Source organism: Thermodesulfobacteriota bacterium (assembly GCA_040756475.1).
Classification (GTDB): domain Bacteria; phylum Desulfobacterota; class Deferrisomatia; order Deferrisomatales; family JACRMM01; genus JBFLZB01.
This window is the reverse complement of sequence record JBFLZB010000069.1, coordinates 1-22,536: the sequence shown is the minus strand read 5'-3', so window position 1 is coordinate 22,536 and position 22,536 is coordinate 1. Positions and strand designations below refer to the sequence as shown.

General features: G+C 68.7%; 17 protein-coding genes. 2 read left to right on the top strand and 15 right to left on the bottom strand.

Annotated features, from left to right (window positions below; genetic code table 11):
• From AB1578_11565 to AB1578_11535, 7 genes are all read right to left on the bottom strand, one after another.
• The coding region (locus tag AB1578_11565) for a deoxyribonuclease HsdR (protein ID MEW6488535.1) at positions 1-305 on the bottom strand (305 nt) is incomplete at its 3' end.
• Positions 306-515: 210 nt separating this feature from the next.
• Positions 516-1,595, bottom strand: a complete 1,080-nt coding sequence (locus AB1578_11560) for a Fic family protein (protein ID MEW6488534.1) — start codon at positions 1,593-1,595, stop codon at positions 516-518.
• 20 nt (positions 1,596-1,615) lie between these two features.
• Entirely contained in the window at positions 1,616-3,130 is a 1,515-nt protein-coding gene (locus tag AB1578_11555; GenBank protein MEW6488533.1) for a hypothetical protein, read from the bottom strand.
• Entirely contained in the window at positions 3,127-4,497 is a 1,371-nt protein-coding gene (locus tag AB1578_11550) for a toll/interleukin-1 receptor domain-containing protein (protein ID MEW6488532.1), read from the bottom strand. Before AB1578_11550 ends, AB1578_11555 begins: the two co-directional genes overlap by 4 nt.
• Before the next feature lie 17 nt (positions 4,498-4,514).
• Positions 4,515-5,843 carry a restriction endonuclease subunit S gene (locus AB1578_11545; protein MEW6488531.1) on the bottom strand — a complete coding sequence of 443 codons (1,329 nt, stop codon included), beginning with the start codon at positions 5,841-5,843 and terminating at the stop codon, positions 4,515-4,517.
• The gene (locus AB1578_11540) at positions 5,840-7,684 is read right to left on the bottom strand and encodes an N-6 DNA methylase (protein MEW6488530.1); all 1,845 of its coding nucleotides are present in this window, start codon (positions 7,682-7,684) and stop codon (positions 5,840-5,842) included. Before AB1578_11540 ends, AB1578_11545 begins: the two co-directional genes overlap by 4 nt.
• Before the next feature lie 185 nt (positions 7,685-7,869).
• Positions 7,870-9,210, bottom strand: a complete 1,341-nt coding sequence (locus tag AB1578_11535; protein MEW6488529.1) for a DUF6880 family protein — start codon at positions 9,208-9,210, stop codon at positions 7,870-7,872.
• Between the two features lie 329 nt (positions 9,211-9,539).
• Between AB1578_11535 and AB1578_11530 the strand changes: the two genes are divergently transcribed.
• Both AB1578_11530 and AB1578_11525 read left to right on the top strand, forming a co-directional pair.
• A complete protein-coding gene (locus AB1578_11530) occupies positions 9,540-11,375 on the top strand; it encodes a hypothetical protein (GenBank protein MEW6488528.1) in 1,836 nt (611 codons plus the stop codon).
• Complete coding sequence (locus AB1578_11525) at positions 11,372-13,051, top strand: DNA repair helicase XPB (GenBank protein MEW6488527.1); 1,680 nt, start codon at positions 11,372-11,374, stop codon at positions 13,049-13,051. Before AB1578_11530 ends, AB1578_11525 begins: the two co-directional genes overlap by 4 nt.
• 45 nt (positions 13,052-13,096) lie before the next feature.
• Here AB1578_11525 and AB1578_11520 read toward each other — a convergent pair whose 3' ends face one another.
• The 8 genes from AB1578_11520 to nifV form a co-directional block, all read right to left on the bottom strand.
• Positions 13,097-13,393, bottom strand: coding sequence for a (2Fe-2S) ferredoxin domain-containing protein (locus AB1578_11520; protein ID MEW6488526.1), 297 nt, complete (start codon positions 13,391-13,393; stop codon positions 13,097-13,099).
• A 92-nt stretch (positions 13,394-13,485) separates the two neighbouring features.
• Positions 13,486-14,310 (bottom strand): nitrogenase iron protein, encoded by an 825-nt coding sequence (gene nifH, locus AB1578_11515; protein ID MEW6488525.1) that lies wholly within the window; start codon positions 14,308-14,310, stop codon positions 13,486-13,488.
• An 825-nt stretch (positions 14,311-15,135) separates the two neighbouring features.
• Positions 15,136-15,285, bottom strand: coding sequence for a hypothetical protein (locus tag AB1578_11510; protein MEW6488524.1), 150 nt, complete (start codon positions 15,283-15,285; stop codon positions 15,136-15,138).
• Positions 15,286-15,393: 108 nt separating this feature from the next.
• Entirely contained in the window at positions 15,394-15,855 is a 462-nt protein-coding gene (locus tag AB1578_11505; protein MEW6488523.1) for a GNAT family N-acetyltransferase, read from the bottom strand.
• A 196-nt stretch (positions 15,856-16,051) separates the two neighbouring features.
• Positions 16,052-17,428, bottom strand: a complete 1,377-nt coding sequence (locus AB1578_11500; GenBank protein ID MEW6488522.1) for a nitrogenase component 1 — start codon at positions 17,426-17,428, stop codon at positions 16,052-16,054.
• Between the two features lie 61 nt (positions 17,429-17,489).
• Positions 17,490-19,136, bottom strand: coding sequence for a nitrogenase molybdenum-iron protein alpha chain (nifD, locus tag AB1578_11495; protein MEW6488521.1), 1,647 nt, complete (start codon positions 19,134-19,136; stop codon positions 17,490-17,492).
• Between the two features lie 421 nt (positions 19,137-19,557).
• On the bottom strand, positions 19,558-21,135 hold the full coding sequence (locus tag AB1578_11490; GenBank protein MEW6488520.1) for a sigma 54-interacting transcriptional regulator: 1,578 nt from the start codon (positions 21,133-21,135) through the stop codon (positions 19,558-19,560).
• The gene (nifV, locus tag AB1578_11485) at positions 21,132-22,241 is read right to left on the bottom strand and encodes a homocitrate synthase (GenBank protein MEW6488519.1); all 1,110 of its coding nucleotides are present in this window, start codon (positions 22,239-22,241) and stop codon (positions 21,132-21,134) included. The genes AB1578_11490 and nifV overlap by 4 nt, the downstream gene beginning before the upstream one ends.
• Positions 22,242-22,536: the final 295 nt, after the last annotated feature.

The following is a 22,536-nucleotide window of genomic DNA, read 5'->3' as shown; positions in this document are numbered from 1 at the left end:
CGCTTCTCGGCCTCGTCGACCCACTGCCGTTCGCCGCGCAGCCAGGCGAGCACTTCCCGGTTGCCCTCGATGGTGGGGGGCAGTGCGTCGAGGGTCTCGACCACCGAGCGCAGGGCGTCGGGCGTGAGCCAGGGGTTGAAGTCGGCGAGCTTGGCCTCGAGCACATCGCGGAAGAAGGTGCCGGCGTCGCCGCCTCGCCTGGCACGGGCTTCCTCCGGTGTCACGGGCATCCAGCCGATCTCGACCGCGTGCCGGACCATCGGGAACTGGACCGTGCCGGCTTCGCTGATGCTGAGCGTGCTCATGAGCCCTTCTCCGCCGGCGGGAGGTCGCCGGAGACTTGTGGCTCACCCGTGAACCACAAATCGCGTTGTGGCTCAGTTTCGGCGAATTGTGAGCCACAACTCCCGACGCGAGGCCGCTCGACCCGTCGTCGCGCTCGACTCGTCCGGAGGATATGTCGATGAACACCGCTTTTCGTCGACATGTTTCCAGGATGTGTCGATGCCATCGACCTATCCCACCAACACCTTCAGCAGCGGCTCGTTGACGTAGTAGACCTCTCGCCCCTTCTTCACGCTGCTCAGGAGGCCGATAGCCTCGATCTCCTGCAGGTACTTCGAGGCTGCCTGCCGTTTGGCGATACCGGCCTCCTCCAGGAAGCGGATCTTGCAGTAGGGGTGGGTGAAGATGAGCTCCACGAGCTCTTTGGAATACCACTTCCCGCCCTTCTCCCGGGCGATCTCCAGAGCCCCGTCCATGAGATCTCGGATGGCCAGGATCTTGTCGCGTGTCGTACGCGCCGTCGCCTCCACGGCCTCGAGCATGTAGAGGACCCAATCTTCCCAGGCGCCCGCCTCGGTCACGGCCCGGAGCTTCGTATAGTACCCGGCCTTGTTCTGGATGATGTAGTGGCTGAGGTACAGGATGGGCTGCTCCAGCAGCTCCTGCTGGACGAGGTAGAGGATGTTGAGGATTCGGCCGGTCCGACCGTTGCCGTCGGTAAACGGATGGATCGCCTCGAACTGGTAGTGCATCACCGCGAGCTTCACGAGAGGGTCGAGCCCGTCCTCCGCGTGGATGAACTTCTCCAGATTCCCGAGCAGCTCCCGGATGCGAGCCTCGCCCTCGGGAGGGGTGTAGATCACCTCGCCCCGGCTGTTGGCGATCTTCGTCCCCGGAACGCGACGAATTCCGCCCATCGTTCCGGTGATGGTCCGGGCCAGTTCGACGAAGAGGTTCGTCGTCAGGAGCGGGCGCTTTCGAATCGCCTCGTATCCTGCCCAAAGGGCGTCCTGATAGCGGAGGACCTCTTTCGCGTGAGGGTCGACCTTTCCGGTCGCGCCATCCAGCGCCCGGTAGAGCTCGTCGTTCGTGGTAACGATGTTCTCGATCTCCGAGGAGACCCGTGCCTCCTGGAGGGCGATGGTCCGGATCAGCACACCCGGATTGGGGATCACCCCGCCCATGCCCTTCAGCTCGGCCAGCAGCCGGTTCGCCCCGATCGCCTTCTTGAGCACGGCCGGGGTCTCGAGCGGCACAGCAGGCGGCAGGAGGGGCAGGTTGTCGTACGGGAGGCTCGGGTTGAAGCTCATGAGCACAGCTCCCGCGGCCTTCAGATGTAGTACTTGAATGGCAACGGCGGCACATCTTTCCGCAGCGGCCCCGCCGTGAGGATTTCACCGACGGCGTTAGCGAACTTCAGGGTGACAGGGAGCCCATCGGCGAACTGGCAGGCGTTGTAGTTCAGTTTCGTCAGGGAGAGGACGTCCGACATGACGGTCTCGATACTCTCCTCGCCACGGCAAACCTCTATCTGCAGCGGGTTCGGAACCTCGCGACCAGGGTAGGTCCGAAGCCGCGGGACGAAACCCCGTGTCCAGAGGCTTCCCCGTCTTTTCCCCATCACGTAGGCGAGGCCTCGTAGCACAGGGTTATCGCCCTTCCGATAGATTTTGACCTCGCTTCCCGGTCGGATGCGTACGCCGATGACCTGGGTCGAGGAGCCAGCGCCGCGTTGAAATCCTGACCACTCGTCATCCCGCAGATTCACACGGCCGTGGACGAAGACTTGCTTGGGTGGCTGCCCCCGCTTCTGGCGGTACGTGTCTACGCAAAGGCGGATCACCTCCTCGGCGGCCCGTCGATCCAAGTGGTACTCGCCCGCCTTCCCGCCATACCAGGGCCCCACCGCACCCTTGAACACCACACCGTCCCCTGAATCGAGGAACATCTGGGCGGCGCAACACGCGGTACGGGAGTCCGATGCGGTTTGCACGTTCTTGTAGACGAGCCCGACGTAGCACACTCCTTCGCGCGCCCCCCCGAGTTTCCACGGCCTACCTCCGGCCTTGTAGAAGACCGCAGTCGCGATGTGCCATGCCACTGCCGACTTGAGCCCCTCCAGCTTCCGGTAGTCGTCTTCCTTCATGCCGTCGACGTCCGGGAACGTGATCGTCGGTTCCCGGACGATTTGAATCGGGGCGTCGGACGAGAGCAGACGCGCCTTCAGTTGGTGATGAAAGTTGAGCTCGTACCAGTAGGGTTCGGCGAGGGCGTTGCGTTCGGGGAAGAGCTCCGGCTCCCGGTAGAGGCTCCTCCCTACCCTCGGGGTGAGCCGTTCTGCCACTTCTACGCGCTCCGCCGCTGCGAGTCGAGACATCGGGCTGCATTTCTGTTTCACGAAGTCTGGGATCACCACGCACCAGACGTCCGGGCGAACGTCCTCTCCGTGGAGAGCTCTGACGATCGGCTCGGAGAAGAGGTCGACCGTTCGGAACACCCGCTGGTGGGCATCCGCGAGGTGAGCTCTCTCCTGCAGCTCAGCCGGATCGACGGTAAGCGTGAGGACGGGTTCCGAAGGCCAAGGAATCCCGAAGACGGCTTCGAAGCCGGGGAAGGGTGGGCGAGCGATGTCCTGAGCGCCGCACCCCACGGGCTTCTGGATCGAGGCGATCCACTTCCGAAAGCCGTCGATTGTGTCGGGTGTACCGATCAGCCCCCACCGGATGCCGTAGGGCTTCCCTTTGTCCAAGGGACCGAAGAGCGTAAGCCCGTCTCGCGGGTCTAGCATGGACTGGTCGTATCGAAACAGCAGCGAAGGCTCGCCAAAGTGAAGAAGCTCGTTCATCTGGGCACCTCCCCCGTGTCGCTTCCCTCCAGGAACTCGTCGTCATCCATCCAGCGGTCCCAGTCCAGGTCGCGGCGCGCGTGTTCATCCCCGTAAGAAACGGGGCTCTCAAACCGGAGTGGCTCTCGCCGAACTTCTACTGAGGTGCTGGCCGAAACCGGTAGGGAGAACGTCGGTGCTCCTTCCGCGAGCCACGACAGCGAACACAGTATGCGATCCCGCCAAGTGTCGTTCCACCAGTCCTTGCACTGCGTGCGGCGGAAGCGGTGGAGGCGGTCCTTTGATGTCCAGATGTTCTCGCCGTCGTCGGAGAACAGCACATGAGACTTCACGACGTAGGCGGGGGACGGCCAAAACCGCACGTCGGCGCTCAGAGCGAAGTGCCAATGGCGTTTCTTCGACTCTCCAGGTGGAGCATTGAGACTCCTCACGGTCGAGGCCCCGGTGAGGCCGCGTCTTCCTTCGAAGCCGTCCTGCAACCTGAAAGAGAGGATCTTCTTTGGGAGCAATCTATCCAGGAAGTACGAGGCTGCCCGGTCATTCGCAAGCAGGTACGTGGGAAGCCCCCTTCGTTCACAGGCCCGCTTCCATGCAAGAGACAAGAGCCGGTTGACGGCGTTTCTCCGCTCCTGCACGCCAACCGGGACTCCCGTCGTTCGGTCTTCCAAGACCGGACTTACGAGAACCGAGTCGCTACAAGCGGTCAGCCCTAGGTCCGTCTCCGGCGCGAAGGACGCCAGAAACTCGCCTACCCGATGAGAAGGATATGGCAGTTCGGCCGGAAGAGCCGGGTTCTTTCCAACTCGGTGAAGGTAGAGCACTTCCGGGAGGGCTACGATAGGGAACCAGTTGGAGAAATACTCTTCCGGGGTTTCCTGGACGATCTCTCTGCCCTCCATGTTCGTGCGCCACCATGCACTTACCGCCCCCGGATCGAAGCGTCGGTCTTTCGGCACGCGGTCCAGTTCCATCTTCTGCAGCAGAGCCCCGAGTCCGCCAGCCCAGCCCCGGCTGAATTCCACGGTGTTCAGACGGCTGATCTGAATGTTGATCTCCCGGTGCGGCAGATCGTCGATGTGCACCGGAATCACGAAGTCCTGGAGCCCCCGGTCCCTGGCGACGTTGAGTGCGACGTGCAATTCAGCGAGAGGGCCTTCCTTCTGGTTCGAGGTACGGGAAAGCACGTAAACGAACTTTGCGGTCCGCTCCCGGATGACCGTCTCGATGTCCCGCCAGAACGTCTCTCCCCCGAGCAGCTTCGTGAGGTCGCACCATACACCGTAGCCCGCACGCGCAAGCTGAAGGCTCAGCCAACGCGAAAACTCGTTGTCCTCGGGATTCGCGTGACTGACGAACACCATGCCCATAGTTCCCTCCGAACCATTCACGTGCCGAAGTCGTCCTTCTCTCCAACAGGCCCACTGTCTGCCGGGCGGCAGCGGGGCTCCAACACCGAGAGGTCGAGGTCCGAGACCCGGATCTCACCCGTCATCAGCTTGTGTAGCAGGGCCTTGAAGAGCTCTTCGAGCACCGCGCGCTTGCGGCGGTGCAGGTCGATCTTGCGGTCAAGGGCGTCGAGGATGGCGACGATTTCGCGCTGCTCGTCGAGGGTAGGGGGGAGCGGGAGCGGGAGAGAATCAATCGTTCCGGTGTTTAGATTGTACTTCCCGTCAGCCGCTGGCGTGGCTCGGCCAGCCACCAGAGCTGTCCCCACTTCTGAACCAAAGAAGAAGGCGATGTATCGTGAATCTACGTCCTGATTGAGTCGAGCACGAATCAGGTAGGACGCGAACAACGCACGTTCTGGCTGCCCAGAGTAGACAGCACAAGAGCCGAGCCTTTCGATCACGCCGTTGGTTCTGATGAAGATCAGATCTCCGTCGGCTAGTAAGTACTTCTCGGCTTCTTTATCCGGCAAGCCACAGTACTTCAGGGCAGAAACGTTCACGCGGCAAGGCTCGATATTCGGGATCCGAAGAACCGGATACTGCTGCGGCTCAGGGGAGCAGCGAGTGGAGATGCCATATTGGAGCCATTGACGCACGGCGCTGAAAGGAACGACCCCCCAGCTCTCCGGTACCAGCCCGATCTCGGTCTCCTTCTGCGCCTCGCCCCGCAGCCCGCGCGTGAACAACTCGCGCATGGCGGCGCGCTTGAGGTCCTGGGCGGCGGAGAACAGGCGGCCCTCAAGTTCGAGGCTGGACCGCAGCCCCGAAAAAACCGTGACAAGCTGCCGCTGTTCTTGGGGGGGGGGTAACGCGACCACAAGCTCACGCAGACGACTGCCGTTAATCGACGGGAGCGGCCCCGCATTGGCTAGGCCCGAGAGGTCGATGTTCAGAAAGAACGCGTAAAGGAACTCCGGAAGGCAGCGGTCTGGGTCAATCGGCCAAACGGCCATCATGTTGTTGTCGATGAACGCCGGCCTGGAAAGCTGTCGCTTCTTGTTGGTGTGAATAGCGGCGCCGACTTTCGGAAAAACCACGCTTCCTTTGGGTTTTGGTCCGCCAGAAATCATGTTACGGTCGGACTCGTCCACGTAGTTATTCGCCTGCGTCATGGACCACCCGTTCGCAGGCGAGTTCATGTCCGAAACCTTGTAGAAAGGAATGTCTCCCGCGGAACGCCCCTGTAACACAGGCGAAAAGGCGCTTCCACCCTGCCAGATCGTGATGTCGCCGAGGGGGACGTCCGCCCACTCCGCCGCCTTCATTCTTCGGTCTCCGCTCTTGCCAAGGGCTGGAGCAGTCGCATTAGCTGCGGGGTGAGGCGGGCGTCTTCTTCGGCAAGGCGGCCAAGCTCTCGGATGAGAGTCGGCACAGACGCCCCCTTCGATCCGCCGTTCTGCCCCACCCACCGGCTCGGGCTCAGGTTGTAGTCTGCCTCCACCGCCTGCTCCCGCGTGATGACCGCAACCTCCCCCTCGACCGCCTCCCCCTTCAGGTACAGGGCCGCCAGCGGGCGGACGTCCTCCTCGGGGATGTAGTTCTTGGGCCGGCCCTTCTTCACGCGGCGGCTGGCGTTCACGAGCACGATCTTGCCCTTGCGAGCGGCGGGCTTTCGCTTCGAGAGCACGACGATCACGCCCGCGGCGGTGGTGTTGTAGAAGAGGTTCTCGGGAAGGAGGATCACGCCGTCGACCAAGTCGCGGTCGACGAACCACTTGCGGATGTTGCGCTCCCGGTCCTCGTTCTTCGAGCCCGACCCGCGGGTGACCGCGCCGGTGTCGAGCACCACGGCGGCGCGGCCGTGGTCGCCCAGGCAGGCCAGGGTGTGCTGGAGCCAGGCCCAGTCGCCCTTGCCGGAGGTGACGCCGCCCGCCGTGCGAAAGCGGTCGAAGGGGTCGTTGGCGAAGAGGTCGGGCGCGAAGGGCTGGTTCCACATGGGATTGGCTACGACCAGGTCGTGGGTGGCGATCCGGCCGTCGCTCGTCCGAAACTTCGGGTTGATCATGGTGTCTCCGCGCTGGAGCTCCACCTCCATGTCGTGGATGATGGCGTTCATCTGCGCCACGGCGTAGCTCTCGGCCTGGAGCTCCTGGCCCGAGAGCTTCAGCGGCACCCGGCTCGTGGGGTCGAGCTCGCGGGCGACGAGTTGGAGCTTGATCAGGAGCCCGGCGGAGCCGCAGGCATAGTCGTGGCAGGTGTTGCCGGGCTTCGGGCGCAGAAGGTGCGCCATCAGGAAGCCCACCTCGGTGGGGGTGAAGAACTCGCCCGCGCTCTGGCCCGAGCCCTCCGCGAACTTCCGGAGCAGGTACTCGTACGCGCGGCCCAGGAAGTCAGGCTGCACGTCAGCAAGCCCCAGCCGGTAGCGAGGGTCCGAGAAGGTCTCGACCACGCCACGGAGCTTCGCCGGGTTCACGTCACGCTCGCCGTTTCGCTCTGCGGCGAAGTCCACGATGTCGATGACGCCCGAGAGGGAGGGGTTGTGCTTGACCACGGCCCGCACGGCCTTGGTGAGGTGCTCGCCGATGTCCTTGGGCGCGCTGGAGCGGCCCTTCTCGTCGCGGGGCCAGTCGTGCGGCTCGCGCCCACTCAGCACGGCCCAGCGGGCCTCGGGGGGCAGGTAGAAGCGCAGGAGCGAGTGGTCTGCCTCGGCGATCTCCAGTGCCGTCGTGCGGTCGCCGAACTCCTCGGCGAGCCGCTCGACCTCGTCGTCGAACACGTCGGAGAGGCGCTTCAGGAAGAGGAGCGGGAGAAGGTAATCCTTGAACTTGGCCGCGTCCTTCTCGCCCCGGATCGAGCAGGCCGCGTCCCAGAGCATCTGCTCCATGGGCTTTGTGGTCGGCGTCGCTCCGCTCGCGGCGCGTCTCCCGCGGGAACGTACGACCGGCGCAACCGTCTCGTCCGCCTGCGCCCCGTCCTCGAGCCCCGCCTCTCGGGCCAGCGCCGCGATGGCCTCCTGGGCGGCTCGCTGGGGTTTGGTACCGCCGCCTTCCCACCGGTTCACCGTGGCGAAGGATACCCCCAGTCGCTCGGCGAGCTGCTCCTGGGTCAGGTCGAGCTTGGCGCGAAGGGCGCGGAGAAGGGCGGGGAGGCCGGCGATGTTTGGCATGTATGCGATATATGCGATGTCGCATTCCTGGTCAAGCGGCAAATGGCCTCGCTGCATGCACAGAAACGGCCCGGGGCGGCGCGGGCGCGGGGCGAGTGCGACCGGAGCCCCTGGCGCACTTCCTCGGACGGCGGGTGGTCCACGGCCTGGAGCTCGCAGAACGGGTTATCGCTCACGGGCATCCCCTACTCCGATTCGGTCCGGTTCCACCGCGCCTTGGCGCGCTCCAGGAACGACGGCTCGGTGCTCGGCCCCCTTCCGGCGGCGAGCCTCTCGAAATCCGAGATGAAACCGCTCTTGCGGTGGTGCCGACCCCGGATCTCGGCCACGGTCCGCGCCCACTCGGCTTCCAGCCCCGCCTTCGCGAACAGGATCTGCGCACGTTCCATGTTTCGAAGGGCGGCGTCGTAGTACTTGCTCTTTCCCGCGTTCAGGATACGCAGGCCCTGGGCGCGCCACAGCCGGGCGGCCAGCTCGGGATGCTCCTTCTCGAGCTTCGATGCTGCGGGTTCCGTGACGAAGTGGCTCAGGCCCTCCAGCGCGGCGTCGGTGGCTCGGCGCAACCGCTCGGCCAGGCGACCGAGCTCCCGGGTCTTCAATAGGAGGGGGATGGTGAGGCTGAGCTCGGCGTCCTGGGCTGCCTCCATCGCCTTTTCGTGCCACGCCGGCCGGTCGGCCTTCGCCACGAGCTCCATCAGCTCGTCGTAGGCGTGCTCGCTGGGGTGTTCCCGGTACGCGGCCCAGGCGTGTTCGAGCGCCTCGCCTCCCCGCCCGAGCTTCGTGAGGAGCTGGCGACGGAGGTTGGTGAGCTCCACGGTGCTCATGAACCCGCGCGGCCCCTGGCCGGCGAGGCCGATCCCCCGCTCCGCCCAGGCCAGGGCTTCCCCGGGCTTTCTCCGAGCCACAAGAATGGTGGCCAGGGCGTGGCAGTCCTCCGGGGTGAGGCCGGCTGCTTCCGCCAGGGCGAGATAGGCCGTGTCGTTTCGCTGCGCCTTGTAGACGGCCCGCAGGACCTCACCCCAGCGACGGCGCCGGTAGGCCGCGTCGCGCACGGAGGAGCCGCCTTTCGCCGGTTCCTGCGACACCGCATCGAACCGTTCCCGCACTTGCCGCCCGAAGGCCGCGAGGCCGGGGCGGTCGAGCATCCGGACCAGCTCCTTCTCCAGGCCGTGGCAGAACCCGTAGGGATCCTCTTCCATCCACGCCAGAAGGCGGGCCGAGGTCTCGTCCGGGTCGGCCCCCGCGGCGCGCCGGGCCTTCACCCAGCCGAGGAACAGAGCCTCGACGAACTGGCCGAAGACGCCGCCGGAGTCGTCGACCTCTTCAGCCTTCTCGTGGCACCCAGCGAGGAACGTCTCATAGAGCGCAGCGGCGCGGGCGGGCTCGGTGCCGGCGAGCGCCCCAATCAGAGCTGCAACCTCTTCGAGGCCGGTCACAAAGGACCAGCTCTCGCCGTATGCGACGAAGCACCCGGGCCGGAGGGCGGCCTCGATGGTGTGCTCCAGGACGTCGGCCTTTCGGCGCATGGGGTCTCCTTTTTGAGGGGCTCGGCGCTCTCTTGTCCTTCGATCCGCCGCTGGGATATACGTTGCCCACTGCGGGCCGTCAAGGACGGCGCAGGGGGCACGACCCCCCGGAGAAGCGACCCGATTGCGGGATGGAGGAGCCCTTGGCCGCAAAGACCCGTTCCCGATCCACGCCGAGTGTCTACCGGCTCACGGTGACCTTGACGGGCGCGAAGCCGCCGATCCGGCGCCGCTTCCGGGTGGCCTCGGACCAGACGCCGGCCGAGCGTCACCCCATGCTCCGCTCTCTCCGCGCCCCGGCGCGCGCTGGACACTAGGGAGGATCAGGGATGGCCCGCGTCGTCTCGGCAGGAGGGGCCCCCTCGGACCTCCGGTCTCTCCTGGAGAACGTCTACGGCGCAGATGCCTTGAAGGCCTTTGCGGGCCTCCTGGGGGTGCGAGGGGTGACCCGCAAGGCCGAGATGGCCGCTGCTGTGGCTGCGGCCCTCCTCGGCCGAGGCCTCCACGGGTCCCGGCTCGAGGAGGTGTGGGCACGGCTCGACGACTTGCAGCGCGCCGCGGTCTCCGAGGCGCTCCACGGCGGCGCCTTCCAGCCGGAGCGCTTCCGCGCCAAGTACGGGGCCCTGCCGTCCTGGGGCGACCTCTCGGGGTGGAAGCCCAAGCCCTCGCTCCTCGGCTTGCTCCTCGTTCCGAGCGCAGGCGGGTACCGCATCGCCCCCGAGCTGGCGGAGCGCCTCCGTCGCCTCGTGCCCCCGCCCCGGAGGGAGGAGCTCAAGACCCTCGACGAGCCGGCCTCGCAGACCGCCGGGGAGCTCGAGGAGCCCCTCCGGCTCCACGACGGCGAACGGGTGGCCCGCCAAGAGCTCTTTGCGGTGCTCCGCCTCGTGGACCGGGGCAAGGTGCAGGTGAGCGACAAGACCGGGAAACCCTCGGCCAAGGGCTTGGCCGAAGTGGGCGCGGCACTGGTGGGGGGCGACTTCTACGGCCCCGAGGACGAGCCGGGGCACCGCTGGGCCGGCGTGATCGGACCGATCCGGGCCTTCGCCTGGCCGCTGCTGCTGCAGGCGGGGGGGCTCGCCCGAGTCACGGGAACGCGCCTCGAGCTTGCGGCGGCCGGCCGCAAGGCCCTGACCCTGCCGGCCCACGAAACCCTTGGCCTTCTCTGGCGCAAGTGGCTGGGCAACACCGGAATCGACGAGTTCAACCGAGTGGAGGCCATCAAGGGCCAGAGCGACCGCAAGCGGCTCACCGCCGTTGCCGGCCGCCGGGCCGCAGTCGAGGAGGCCCTCCGGAATTGCCCCCCCGGACGCTGGGTCCCGGTGGACGAGCTCTTCCGATACATGCGCTCCGCGGGCCACACCTTCCACGTGGCCCACGACCCCTGGAAGCTCTATATCGCGGAGCCCCGCTACGGGAGCCTCGGCTACGCGGGCTCCCACGACTGGCCCATCCTCCAGGGCCGTTACGTACTGGCGGTGGTCTTCGAGTACGCGGCGACCCTGGGCCTCGTGGATCTGTCCTTTACCTCGCCCAGCTACGCCCGGGAAGACTACCGCGGTCTCTGGGGCGTGGACGACCTCTCGTTCCTCAGCCGCTACGACGGGCTCGCGTGCCTGCGGTTGAACGCGCTCGGCGCCCATCTGCTCGGCGTCGCCGAAGGCTACGAGCCCGCCGCGCCCGAGCCTCGAAGCGGCCTCAAGGTGCTCCCGAACCTGGAGGTGGTCGCCTCCGCGGGCCGCTTCGACGCGGGAGACGAGGCGCTGCTCTCGGTCTTCTGTGCCCGCCGTTCCGAGGCCGTCTTCTGCCTCGACCGCGCCGTGGCCCTCGCGGCGGCGGAGAAGGGGCACCGGGCCGAAGAGCTCGCCACCTTCCTCGGGCAGGCCTCGTCCTCGGGCCTGCCCGACACGGCCCGCGCCTTCCTAGACGATCTCGTGCACCGGGCGGCGATGCTGCGGCTGAAGGGGCACGCCCTGCTCGTGGAGTGCGCCGACGAGGCCGTGGCCCGGCGGATCGCCCACGACCGCCGGACCACGGCACTCTGCGCCCTCATGGGAGATCGGACCCTCGTGGTGCCGGCCCCCGCCGAAGCGGCCTTTCGCCGGGCCGCCCTGGAGCTCGGCTACCCCCTGCTCGCGGTAGAATCCGAAAGCGGCAAGCGTCCGTGAGCAAGCCCCGGCCGGACAACCCGCTGATCGTCCAGGGCGGCGGCATGGTGCTCCTGGACCTCCATAGCCCCAGGGCCGACACCGCACGCCAGCGGCTTGCGGCCTTCGCCGAGTTGGTGCGGAGCCCCGAGCACGTCCATACCTATCGGATCGACGCCCTCTCCGTCTGGAACGCGCGAGCGGCGGGCCTCAGTGCCGAGGCGATGGCCGAGACCCTGGAGGACTGCGCCAAGTACCCGCTGCCCGAGGGGTACCGCTCGCAGCTCTTGGAGCTCGCCAGCCGTTACGGGCGGGTAGTCCTCGGCCCCGGAGAGAAGGGACCTGTGCTGCACACCGACACCCAGGCACTGGCCGTGCTCCTCGCGGCCGACGCCGGGGTCGCTCCCCTACTGGGGGACCGAGTCGGCCCGTGCGCGTTTTCCTTCGCCCCTCGGGACCGCGGCTGGCTCAAGCAGGCCCTCACGGCGGCAGGCTTCCCGGCCGAGGACCTGTGCGGCTACGAGGACGGCGACCGGTTGGCCGTCGAGCTCCGCGACGGCAGGCACCCGGCACCGTCCTTCGCCTTGCGGCCGTACCAGGAGGAGGCCGCGGCCGCCTTCCTCGGTTCCTCCGGCCGACCTGGAGGAAGCGGCGTGGTCGTGCTCCCCTGCGGCGCCGGAAAGACGGTGGTCGGTCTGGCGGTCGTAGCGGCCCTGTCGCAGCAGGCGCTCGTCCTTTGCACCAGCAACACCGCGGTGGCCCAGTGGCGCCGGGAGCTTCTCTCGAAGACGACCGTCCGGGCCGAGGACGTGGCGGAGTACTCGGGCGAGAGGAAAGAGGTGGGGCCAATCACCCTCGCCACCTACCAGATGGTCACCTGGCGGCCGGCTAAGGACGCCGACTTCCCTCACCTCGCCCTCTTGGACGTCCGGCGGTTCGGGCTCATCGTCTACGACGAGGTGCACGTGGTGCCGGCCCCCATCTTCCGGGCCACGGCGGGGCTGCAGGCACGGCGGCGCCTGGGGCTCACGGCGACGCTCGTGCGAGAAGACGGCCGCGAAGCCGACGTATTCTCCCTCATCGGCCCCAAGCGCTTCGACATCCCATGGCGGATCCTCGAGGACCAGGGGTTCGTAGCCCAGGCCGCGTGCACGGAGCTGCGCGTCGCTCTGTCGCCCGAGCGCGAGCTCGCCTACGCGCGGGCGCCGCGGCGGGCCCAGTTCCGGGTCGCTGCGGAAAATGAGCGCAAAGAGGCGCTCGCCGCCGAGCTTCTCGACCGCCACCCCGGAAGCCGGGCGCTCGTGATCGGCGAGTACCTCTCGCAGCTCGAGACCCTGGCTCGCACCCTCGGCGCGCCCCTCGTGAGCGGCAAGACCCCCGAACCGGAGCGCCGGCGGCTCTTCGACTCCTTCCGCCAAGGCGGCGTGAGCCGCCTCGTGCTCTCCCGGGTGGGCAACTTCGCCCTGGACCTGCCGGACGCGGACCTCCTGATCCAGGTCTCGGGCACCTACGGTTCCCGCCAGGAAGAGGCCCAGCGTCTGGGCCGGATCCTTCGCCCCAAGGCCGACGGCCGGGTCGCCCATTTCTACACCCTCGTCTCCCGGCACACCTGCGAAGAGGACTTCGCGGGGAACCGCCAGCGGTTCCTCACCGAGCAGGGATACGCCTACCGGTTGGAGGTGGCCGGCTCCCCGTGAAGCCCGCCTCGCAACAGCCCCGAGACGTCCCCCTCCCGTTCCCCGTCACAGCAAGTGTTCCTCCGCCACCCCGCCCTCTTCCAGGGCGTCGAGGATGGCGTCCACGGCGTCTTGGGTGACGCCGCCGTACCAGTGGCCCTCGGGGTAGACCACCATGGCGGGGCCGTTGTCGCAGACCTTGAGGCAGCTCGTGCTCGAGACCAGGGCGTCGAGCCCCCGGTCGGCGAGCTCCGACTCCAGGTAGGGCAGGAGCCCCTGGGCGCCCTTGGCGTGACAGACGCCCTTGGGCTCGGTGCCGCGGAAGCTGGAACAGATGAGGAGGTGGTATCGGGGCTTTTCCATGGCGTTTGTCCGTCGTCAGTTGTCCGTTGTCAGTTGTCCCGCCGGTTTTCCGCCGCTCCGCGGTCCTCCAACGGACCACGGACAACGGACCGCTACCCAAACAATCCGTAATCCATCAGGAGCTTCTCCAGCCCCGCGATGGGGAGGGGCTTGGGGACGACGAACATGTCGTTGCCGTCCATGGCCTGGGCGAGGTTCCGATAGTGCTGGGCCTGCTCGTGCTCCGGGGTGTAGTCGATCACGGTCTTCCTGTTGATCTCGGCCCGCTGCACCTGGTTGTCGCGGGGGAGGAAGTAGAGCATCTGGGTTCCGAGCTGCTTGGCCAGGGCCTTGATCATCTCTTCTTCGTTGTCCACCTGGCGGCTGTTGCAGATGAGGCCCCCCAGGCGCACGCCGCCGGCCTGGGCGTACTTCTGGATGCCCTTGCAGATGTTGTTGGCCGCGTACATGGCCATCATCTCGCCGGAGACCACGATGTAGATCTCCTCGGCCTTGCCCTCGCGGATGGGCATGGCAAACCCGCCGCAGACCACGTCGCCGAGCACGTCGTAGAAGACATAGTCGAGATCCTTGTCCTCCTCGTAGGCGCCGAGCTGCTCCAGGAGGTTGATCGAGGTGATGATGCCGCGCCCGGCACAGCCCACGCCCGGCTCCGGCCCCCCGGACTCGACGCACACCGTGTTCCCGTAACCCGGCCGCGCCACGTCGTCGAGTTCCACGTCCTCCCCCTCCTCCCGCAGGGTGTCGAGCACGCTCTTCTGGGCGAGGCCCCCGAGGAGCAGCCGCGTGGAGTCGGCCTTGGGGTCGCACCCCACGACCATCACCTTCTTGCCCATCTCCGCGAGCCCGGCCACCGTGTTCTGGGTGGTGGTGGACTTGCCGATACCGCCCTTGCCGTAGATCGCGACTTTTCTCATGGGATACCTCCGTTGCTGCCCTGGGTGGGTGGAGACGCCCCAGGTAAGAGCAACGGCCGTGCCAGGGGCGGCGGAGGGCGGCCACGCCGCGCAACAGCGCGAAATGTCGGGCTCGCCGCGGTTCGAGCGGCGTTCCTGCCGTCAGGGCGGGCGGCCGAATGTTACAGAACCGAAGGGGGGAGCCTTCAAAAGGGAAGGAAGCGGCTGTGGGGACCGGGACGCGGGGCGCCGGCTAGGGGCGAGGCCTGACTCGGGTCCGGCGTTCGGGGCAGCGGGGCCCGCCACCTCTTTGGCGGCGCGGCCTACCGCGCAGGGCAGCCATGCCGGGAAGCCCCTCGGCCCACGGCGGTATCGGTCCAGGGGCTCGGCGGCTCAGCCGCCCGTTGCGATAGGACGCCACGAACCGGTAGGGTTCTGCGCAGGAGCTGTTGTCAAAGAGGTAGACGGCGTCGACCAGGGAGACGGCTTGGCGCAGGTTGCCCAGTGTTCGGGACGGTCCCCCTTCCTGATCCGGTCGGCCACCTCGGCGCGCGTCGGCGACGCGGCGACGGATTCGAGGAGCGCCAGGACGGCTTCGCGCCTCGGCGCGCTCGGAAAGGCGGCCGCCGCGTCGCCGCCGCTCCCCTTGAGCGCCAGGGCGTCGCCGTGCTGGAGCACCGCCTCGGCCGCTCTCCCGAGCCGAGCCCAGTGCTCCACGGGCGTAACCGGTCGAGCGCGGATCCGGTCCGGTTCCTCTGTAGGAGCCAGCTCCTGCTGGCGATGTCGGCCGAAGGCCGACCCTTCTCCCTGCCGCTGGCGCGGCAAGTCGCCTGCGGGAGCAGGCTCCTACACTCGTTTCTCGTTGTCCTCCGGAGAGAGAGCGGCCGGCCGGTTACACCCGTGCTCCACCTGAGCCGCGAGGGACCGGCTGGCGGCTTCCGCCTCGGCGCGAGCCAGGCGAACCAACTCGTCGGAGAGCTTTACCGGCATGCCCATGGCTCCTCCGCTCGCATGAGGTAGCACAATGCTACCTGGGCGCGGCACCGGGCGAAGGGCTGGAAACACCGCCAGTCCGACCCGCAGACCGATCCTCAGAGCACGTCGTCATCCCCTCTTCCTCCAGCACACGAGCCTGGTTCCCTCCCACCCGGCCTTCTCGTAGAAGGCGAACGCCGGGGCGTTGTCCCGGTCGGCCAGGAGTTGGAGGCGGGTGAGTCCGCGCTCCAGGGCCCAGGCCTCCAGGGCCGCGAGGAGGCGCCGGCCGAGCCCGCGGCCCCGGTGCTCCGGGGCGACCACCACGTCCTCCACGAGCCCCACGGGGCCGCCTTCGGCGGTGGAGACCAGGACCTGCACGGTGGCCATGCCCACGGCCCGGCCGCCGGCGTCGGCCACGAAGACCCGCCGGTCTTCGGAGCCGTCGAGGAGGAGCATGAGGCCCCGGCGCTGGCGCTCCGGGTCGGGGGTGAAGTCCGCTTCGAGGGAGAAGAGGTCGCCCAGGAGTGCCACGAGGGCTTCCAGGTCGGAGGGCCGGGCGGGGCGGAGGTTGGGCTCGTGGGGATCACGCATACGGGTTCGCGCCTCGCTTCGCCGGTTTCCACCGGCTGTGGCGGATCGGTCGATGCGGCACGGGGCGATGCTCCGGGGCTCCCGGAACCCGCCCCGTGATTCGGTGGTGGATTCTGGGACTCCGGCTCCATCCCGTCCGCTCCAGGCGAAGGCCCTGCGGTCCACCCGTCCGTCGCCGGCGGCCCGTTTCGTGCCCTCACATCACCAACTCGAAGCTCTCCTCCGGGGCGTCCCGGTCCTGGCGGTCCAGGAGGGCGTCGAGGATCTTTTCCAGGAGGCGCATGGCGCCGCGGTAGCCCACGGTGGGGAAGGCCACGTGGCCGATGCGGTCCAGCACGGGGAAGCCGTGGCGTACCAGGGGGATGTCCTCGTCCCGGGCGATATACTTGCAGTAGGTGTTGCCGATGATGAGGTCCACGGGTTCCTGCTTGATCCACTGGTGGAAGAGGAAGAGGTCTCCGCCGGCCTTGACGTTGACCGGGCCGGGCGCCCCGGCGGCGAGCTCGCGGACGCGCCGCTCGACCTCCTTGCCGGGGGTGCCGGTGACGACGTGGGCGGGGCGCATGCCCAGGCTCACGAGGAAGCCGGTGAGGGCGACCACCTGGTCGGGGTCGCCGGCCACGGCGACGGAGCGGCCGTGGAGGTACTGCTCCATGTCGGTGATGAGGTCCAGAAGCTGGCCCCGCTCGACCGAGACCGCCTCGGGCACGGCCACTCCGGCCGTGCGGCGCAGGGCGTCCACGAACTGGTCCGTGGCCAGGAGCCCGATGGGCAGGTCGAGCTGCAGGGCGGGCACGCCGCACTTGGCCTCCAGGGCCCGGGCCGCCGGGCTCGAGGCGGTGCTGCCCAGGGCCAGGGTGGCGCGGCGTGCGCCGGTGGACCGCAGCGCCTCGAGCGTCACGCCGCCCCGGGGGTAGAACTCGTGGCGGCCGGTCTGGGGTGCGTCGAGGACCCCCGAGGTATCCGGGAAGACCACGGCCTCGACCCCCAGCGCTCGGGCCAGGCGCTGGATCTCGGCCATGTCGGCGGGCTCCACGTACCCGGGGATGATGTTGACCCCGCTGCCCTTTTCCCGCCCGGGCTCGGCGAAGTAGTCCACCATGGCCTTCGTCATGGCGGCGAAGCCCGTGACGTGGGAGCCCACGTAGCTCGGGGTGTTGGCGTGGATGACGTGCCTGCCCTCGGGGATCTTGCCCGCGTCCCGGGCCGAGGAGACGATCTGGGGGATGTCGTCCCCGATGGTCTCGGACAAACACGTGGTGTGGACGGCGATCACGTCGGGCTCGTAGAGGTGGAAGATGGCGTCCACGGCCTGGGTGAGGTTGGCCATGCCCCCGAAGACCGAGGCGCCCTCGGTAAAGGAGCTCGTGCCCGCCATGATGGGCTCCTTGTAATGCCGGGTGAGCATGCTGCGGTGGTAGGCGCAGCACCCCTGGGAGCCGTGGCTGTGGGGAAAGCACCGGTGGATGCCCAGGGCGGCGTACATGGCCCCGATGGGCTGGCAGGTCTTGGCCGGGTTGATGGTGAGCGCCGAGCGCTCCTGGATCTCCGCGGGGGTGTGTCGCAGCAGCATGGCTGGCCTCGTGGCGGGTAACGGGTGACGGGTGACGGGTGACGGGGACTGCCGGCTCCCCTCAGCCGCAGGCGTAGACGGCCTTTGCTTCGGGGGCTTCCTCGGCTTCCCAGGGCGGGGTCACGTAGGTCCAGACCCGGCTGTTCACCATGCGGTCGATGTCGCGGTAGAAGTTCGCGGCGCCCCGGAAGCCGGCGTAGGGCCCGCCGTAGTCATAGCTGTGGAGCTGCTTCAGGGGGATGCCCCACTTCTGTACCGCGTACTTCTCCTTGATGCCGGCACAAAAGATGTGGGGCCGGTACTTCTTGAGGAGCACTTCGGTCTCGTGGTGGCTGATGTCGTCGATGACCAGGGTCTTCTCGGCCATCTCGGCCATCATGCCCTGGTACTCGGCAAATGAGAGCCCCCCCGCGCCCAGCCGGGCGGCCTTCTCGGGGCCGGTGCGGGGGCGGAAGCGGGCGGGGTCGGGCTCGACCTCGAGCTCCTCGATGTTGCGGCTGTCCGCGTCCACCTTGACGGAGGGAAGCACCGCCCGGCCCTCGTAGTCGTCCCGGTGGCCGAACTCGTACCCGGCGGCCACGGTCTCCATCCCGAGCTCCCGGAAGAGCTCCTGGTAGTGGTGGGCCCGGGAGCCTCCCACGAAGAGCATGGCGCGCTTGCCGGCGGTGCGCGGACGCACCTCGGCGGCGGCCCGCTCCACCTCGGGCAGCTCCTCGGCGATCACCTGCTCCACCCGCGCCAGGAGCTCCGGGTCCTCGAAGTACTGGGCGATGCGCCGCAGGGACTTGGCGGTGGCCTGGGCCCCGATGAAGTTCACCTTGATCCACGGCACCCCGAACTTCTTCTCCATCATGTCGCCCATGTAGTTGATGGAGCGGTGGCACATGATGGCGTTGAGGTCGGCCGTGTGGGCCCGGGCGAACTGTTCGTAGGTGGCATTGCCGCTGAAGCTCGCCACCAGCGTGATGCCGCACTTCTCCAGGAGGCGCTCGATCTCGAAGGCGTCGCCCCCGATGTTGTACTCCCCGAGGATGTTGATCCGGTACTCGCCCTCGGGGGTGGTGTCGTCGAGCCCCACCACGTGCTTGAAGACCTGGTTGTTGGCGATGTGGTGGCCGGCGGATTGGCTCACGCCCTTGTACCCCTCGCAGGAGAAGGCGAACACGTTGATCCCGAGCTCTTCCTTCATCTCCCGGGCCACGGCGTGGATGTCGTCGCCGATGAGGCCCACGGGGCACGTGGCGCACAGCGCGATGGCCTGGGGGCGGAAGGTCTCGTAGGCCTCGCGCACCGCCTGCCTGAGCTTCTTCTCGCCCCCGAAGACGATGTCTTCCTCCTGCATGTCGGTCATGAGGGCGTAGGGCATGTAGTTGACGTCGTCGGGGCCCTGGGTGCGGGTCTGGTTGCGGCGGGTGAGCCAGGAGTAGAAGCCGCACCCCACCGGCCCGTGGGTAATGGTGAGGATGTCGCGCACCGGGCCCAGGATCACCCCCTTGCACCCGGCGTAGGTGCAGCCCCGCTGGGTGATGACCCCGGGGGAGGTGCGGGCGTTGGCGTGGATCTCGGGCACGCGCCCCGCCGCGTCGGGGGCGCGGTTCACCACGATCTGCTTCGCGCGCTTCTTGGCCACCTTGGCTGGGAACTTCTCCAGCATCGCCTGCTTCACGGCTTCCGGGTCGGGCAGGGCGTGGGTCTTCGCAGCTTCCATGGTCCGGCTCCCTCTGGCTGGCAGGGTCTCGCCCGCGGGGTCCGCGGGGCCTCGCCGAGAGGGAAGAGCAACGGGCGTGCCAGGAGGCGGCCCCCGCCGCCTGCGTTGCAGGGCATTGCATGCCCGACGGGCGTCTGCGGCGATGCTGCGCGAAGGGAAAGAACCTGCGGAGCGGGGGAGCGCCTACGAATTTGAGGGCGGGTCCTTCGGTTTTGTCAGGGGAGGTCCAGGCTCTCGGCGCGCAGAAGTGTCGGGGCAAGCCCCGACCCGCAGCTGCCGGCGGGCGGCGGGTGGGTCGTAGGGGGACAGGGTGCGCCCGAGTGGGCGGGTGGTAGTGCGAAGGCGGGCGCACGCGGTGCGCCCCTACCATGGAGGCGGCGGGCGGGTCGTGAAGGCGCACCGGCGGGGCGGGCGAGGGGGCTCAGGGGGCGGGGGGGCCTGCGCCGGCGGCGCGGCCGTCGAGGACCCGGTCGTGGAGCCCGAACTTTCGGACCTTGTAGCCGATCTGTCGCAGGGTGATGCCGAGCTCCCGGGCCGCCTGGGTCTGGTTCCAGCGGTTGCGCTCGAGGGCGGACAGGAGCTCCCGGCGCTCGACCTCCCGCAGGGAGGGGCGGTCCCCGCCGGCAGGCCCCGGGCTGGCCTCCCCGGCCCCGTCGAGGCCGTCGAGGCCCGCCAGGTAGGGGGCGAGCTCCCGGGCCTCGATCCGCGGCCCCTCCGCCACGATGGCCAGGCGCTCGAGGATGTTCTCCAGCTCCCGCACGTTGCCGGGCCAGGCGTACCGGTCCAGGGCCGCCAGGGCCTCCGGGGCGAGCTCCAGGGGCCGGCCGTATTCCCGGGAGAGCTTCTTCAGGAAATGGTCGGCCAGGCGGGGGATGTCCTCGTGGCGCTCCCGCAGGGACGGGAGGCGGATGGGGAAGACGTTGAGGCGGTAGAAGAGGTCCTCCCGGAACTCGCCCCGGGCCGCGCCCTCGGCCAGGTTGCGGTGGGTCGCCGCGACGATCCGCACGTCCACCCTCAGGGTGCGGTTGCTGCCCACCCGCTCGAACTCGCGCTCCTGGAGGAACCGCAGCAGCTTGGCCTGGAGGCCCAGGGGCAGGTCCCCGATCTCGTCGAGGAAGATGGTGCCGCCCTCCGCTTCCTCGAACCGCCCCGGCTTGGCCGCGGTGGCGCCGGTAAAGGCCCCCCGCTCGTGGCCGAAGAGCTCGGACTCGAGGAGCTGTTCGGGCACGGCGGCGCAGTTGACCTTGGTGAACGGAAAGGTGCTGCGGGGCGAGAGCTCGTGGAGGATGCGGGCGGCCAGCGTCTTTCCCGTGCCCGATTCCCCGAGCAGGAGCACGGTGGCCCGGGTGGGCGCGACCTTCCGGACGAGCTGCTGCACCTCGGCCATGGCCGGGCTGGCCCCCACGAAGAGCAGGTCCTGGTACCGGTCCGAGAGCTCGGCGCGCAGGGAGAGGTTCTGGCGGATCAGCCCCTCCTCCCGGGCCTCCACCTGGCGGTTCAAGCTCACGAACTGGGCCACCAGGGCCGCGAGGATGGCCAGAAACTCCGCGTCCTCCCGCAGGGCCACCTCGTCGCCGAAGACCCGGTCGGCGCTGAGCACGCCGATGGGGGCGCCGTTCAGGAAGATGGGCACGCCCAGAAACGAGATCCGCCCCTTGTCGATGCTGCGCGCCCCGGTGCGGTTGAGAAACAGGGGCTCCCGGCGGATGTCGGGCACCACGAAGGGCTCCCCCGTCTGGAAGATCCGTCCCGTGACGCCCTCGTCCAGGCGGTAGACACCCCTGCGGCGCTCCTCGGGGCTCAATCCGTGGGAGGCGCGGATGGCGAGGCGCCCGGTCTTGGGGTCTGCCAGGGTGAGGGTGCCCCGCTTCAGGGACACGTGCCGGGACAGCACGGTGAGGATGCGGTCCAGGGCGAGGTCCAGCTCGAGCGCCTTGCCGATGAGCCGGGTCACGTCGTAGAGGACCTTGAGCTTGAGGTCGCTGAGGCTGCGGTTCATGGGGGCGGCTCCAGGAGGCGCCAGAGGCGCAGCAGGTCGTCGTCGTCCACGGGCTGCTTGCGGGTGCACGCGAGCCGCCTCACCGCGGCGGCCAGGGCGGCCAGGCGGTCCGGGTCGGCCCGTATGCCCCGGGCGGCCAGGCGGTGGGCGACGCCCCGGCGGCCGGAGTGCTTGCCCAGCACGATGCGCCGCCGCCGGCCGACCTCGGCGGGGTCCCACGGCTCGTAGGTGGCCGGGTCCTTGAGGAGGCCGTCCACGTGGATGCCCGACTCGTGGGCAAAGGCCGCCGCGCCCACCACCGCCTTGCCCGGGGGAATGGCCCGGCCCGAGTGGGCGGCGACGGCGTCGCACAGGGAGCCCATCTGGGGCAGATCGATCCCGGTGCCGGCCCCGTGGAGGCGGGCGAGCCCCAGAGCCACCTCCTCCAGGGCGGCGTTGCCGGCCCGCTCGCCCAGCCCGAGGACCGTAACGCTCAGGTGGGTGGCGCCCGCCGCGGCAGCCGCGAGCGAGTTTGCCGTGGCCAGCCCCAGGTCGTCGTGGCCGTGGAACTCCACCGGCCCCCCCACCCGGGCGCACAGGCGGGAAAGGCGCTCCCGCACGGTAAAGGGGTCGAGGCACCCCAGGGTGTCGGAGAAGCGAAACCGGGACGCGCCGTGCTCGAAGGAGAGGGCGGCCAGCTCCTCGACAAAGCCCGGGTCGGCCCGGGAGGCGTCTTCGGCTCCCACGCAGACGGCCATGCCCCGGTCGGCCGCCCACCCCAGGGCCTGCCGGAGGGCGGCGACGGCCCAGGAGCGGTCCTTCCCGAGCCGCCGGGAGAGAGAGAGGTCCGACACGGGCACGCACACGGTCACGGCGTTTGCGCCGCACGCGGCGGAGGCCCGCAGGTCTTCCTCCCGCAGCCGGTTCCAGGTGGATACCGCCGCCCGCAGCCCCAGGCCCAGGACGGCCCGGACGGCCTCGGCCTCCTCGCCGCCCGTGACCGGGGTGCCCACCTCGATTTCCGCCACCCCGGCCCGGTCCAGGAGGCGGGCGATGGCCACCTTCTCCTCCCGGCGAAAGGCCACCCCCGCGGCCTGCTCGCCGTCCCGGAGGGTGGTGTCCGTCAACGCGACCTTCCAAGGCAAGGGGCGAAGCAAGGGGCAACCTCCCGCTGGATTCCTGGGGCTACCCGCCGGGGCAGCAAGCCCCGTGCCGCCCGGCCGCCTCACGCGGAGTCGGGGAGAGGTGGGGAGACTCCCGACGAGGCTTCTCCCCGGACCGTCGCGGCGTGAGCGGGCCGGGGGCCTTCTTGGGGTTCTCTTCCGGATCGTGTGGGTGGACCCGCTGGGGAGCGAACCGCGGCGTCTGGGCGCGTAGGGGCGCACAGCGTGCGCCCGGAGGGTTCGGGGTGGGCCCGAGGGC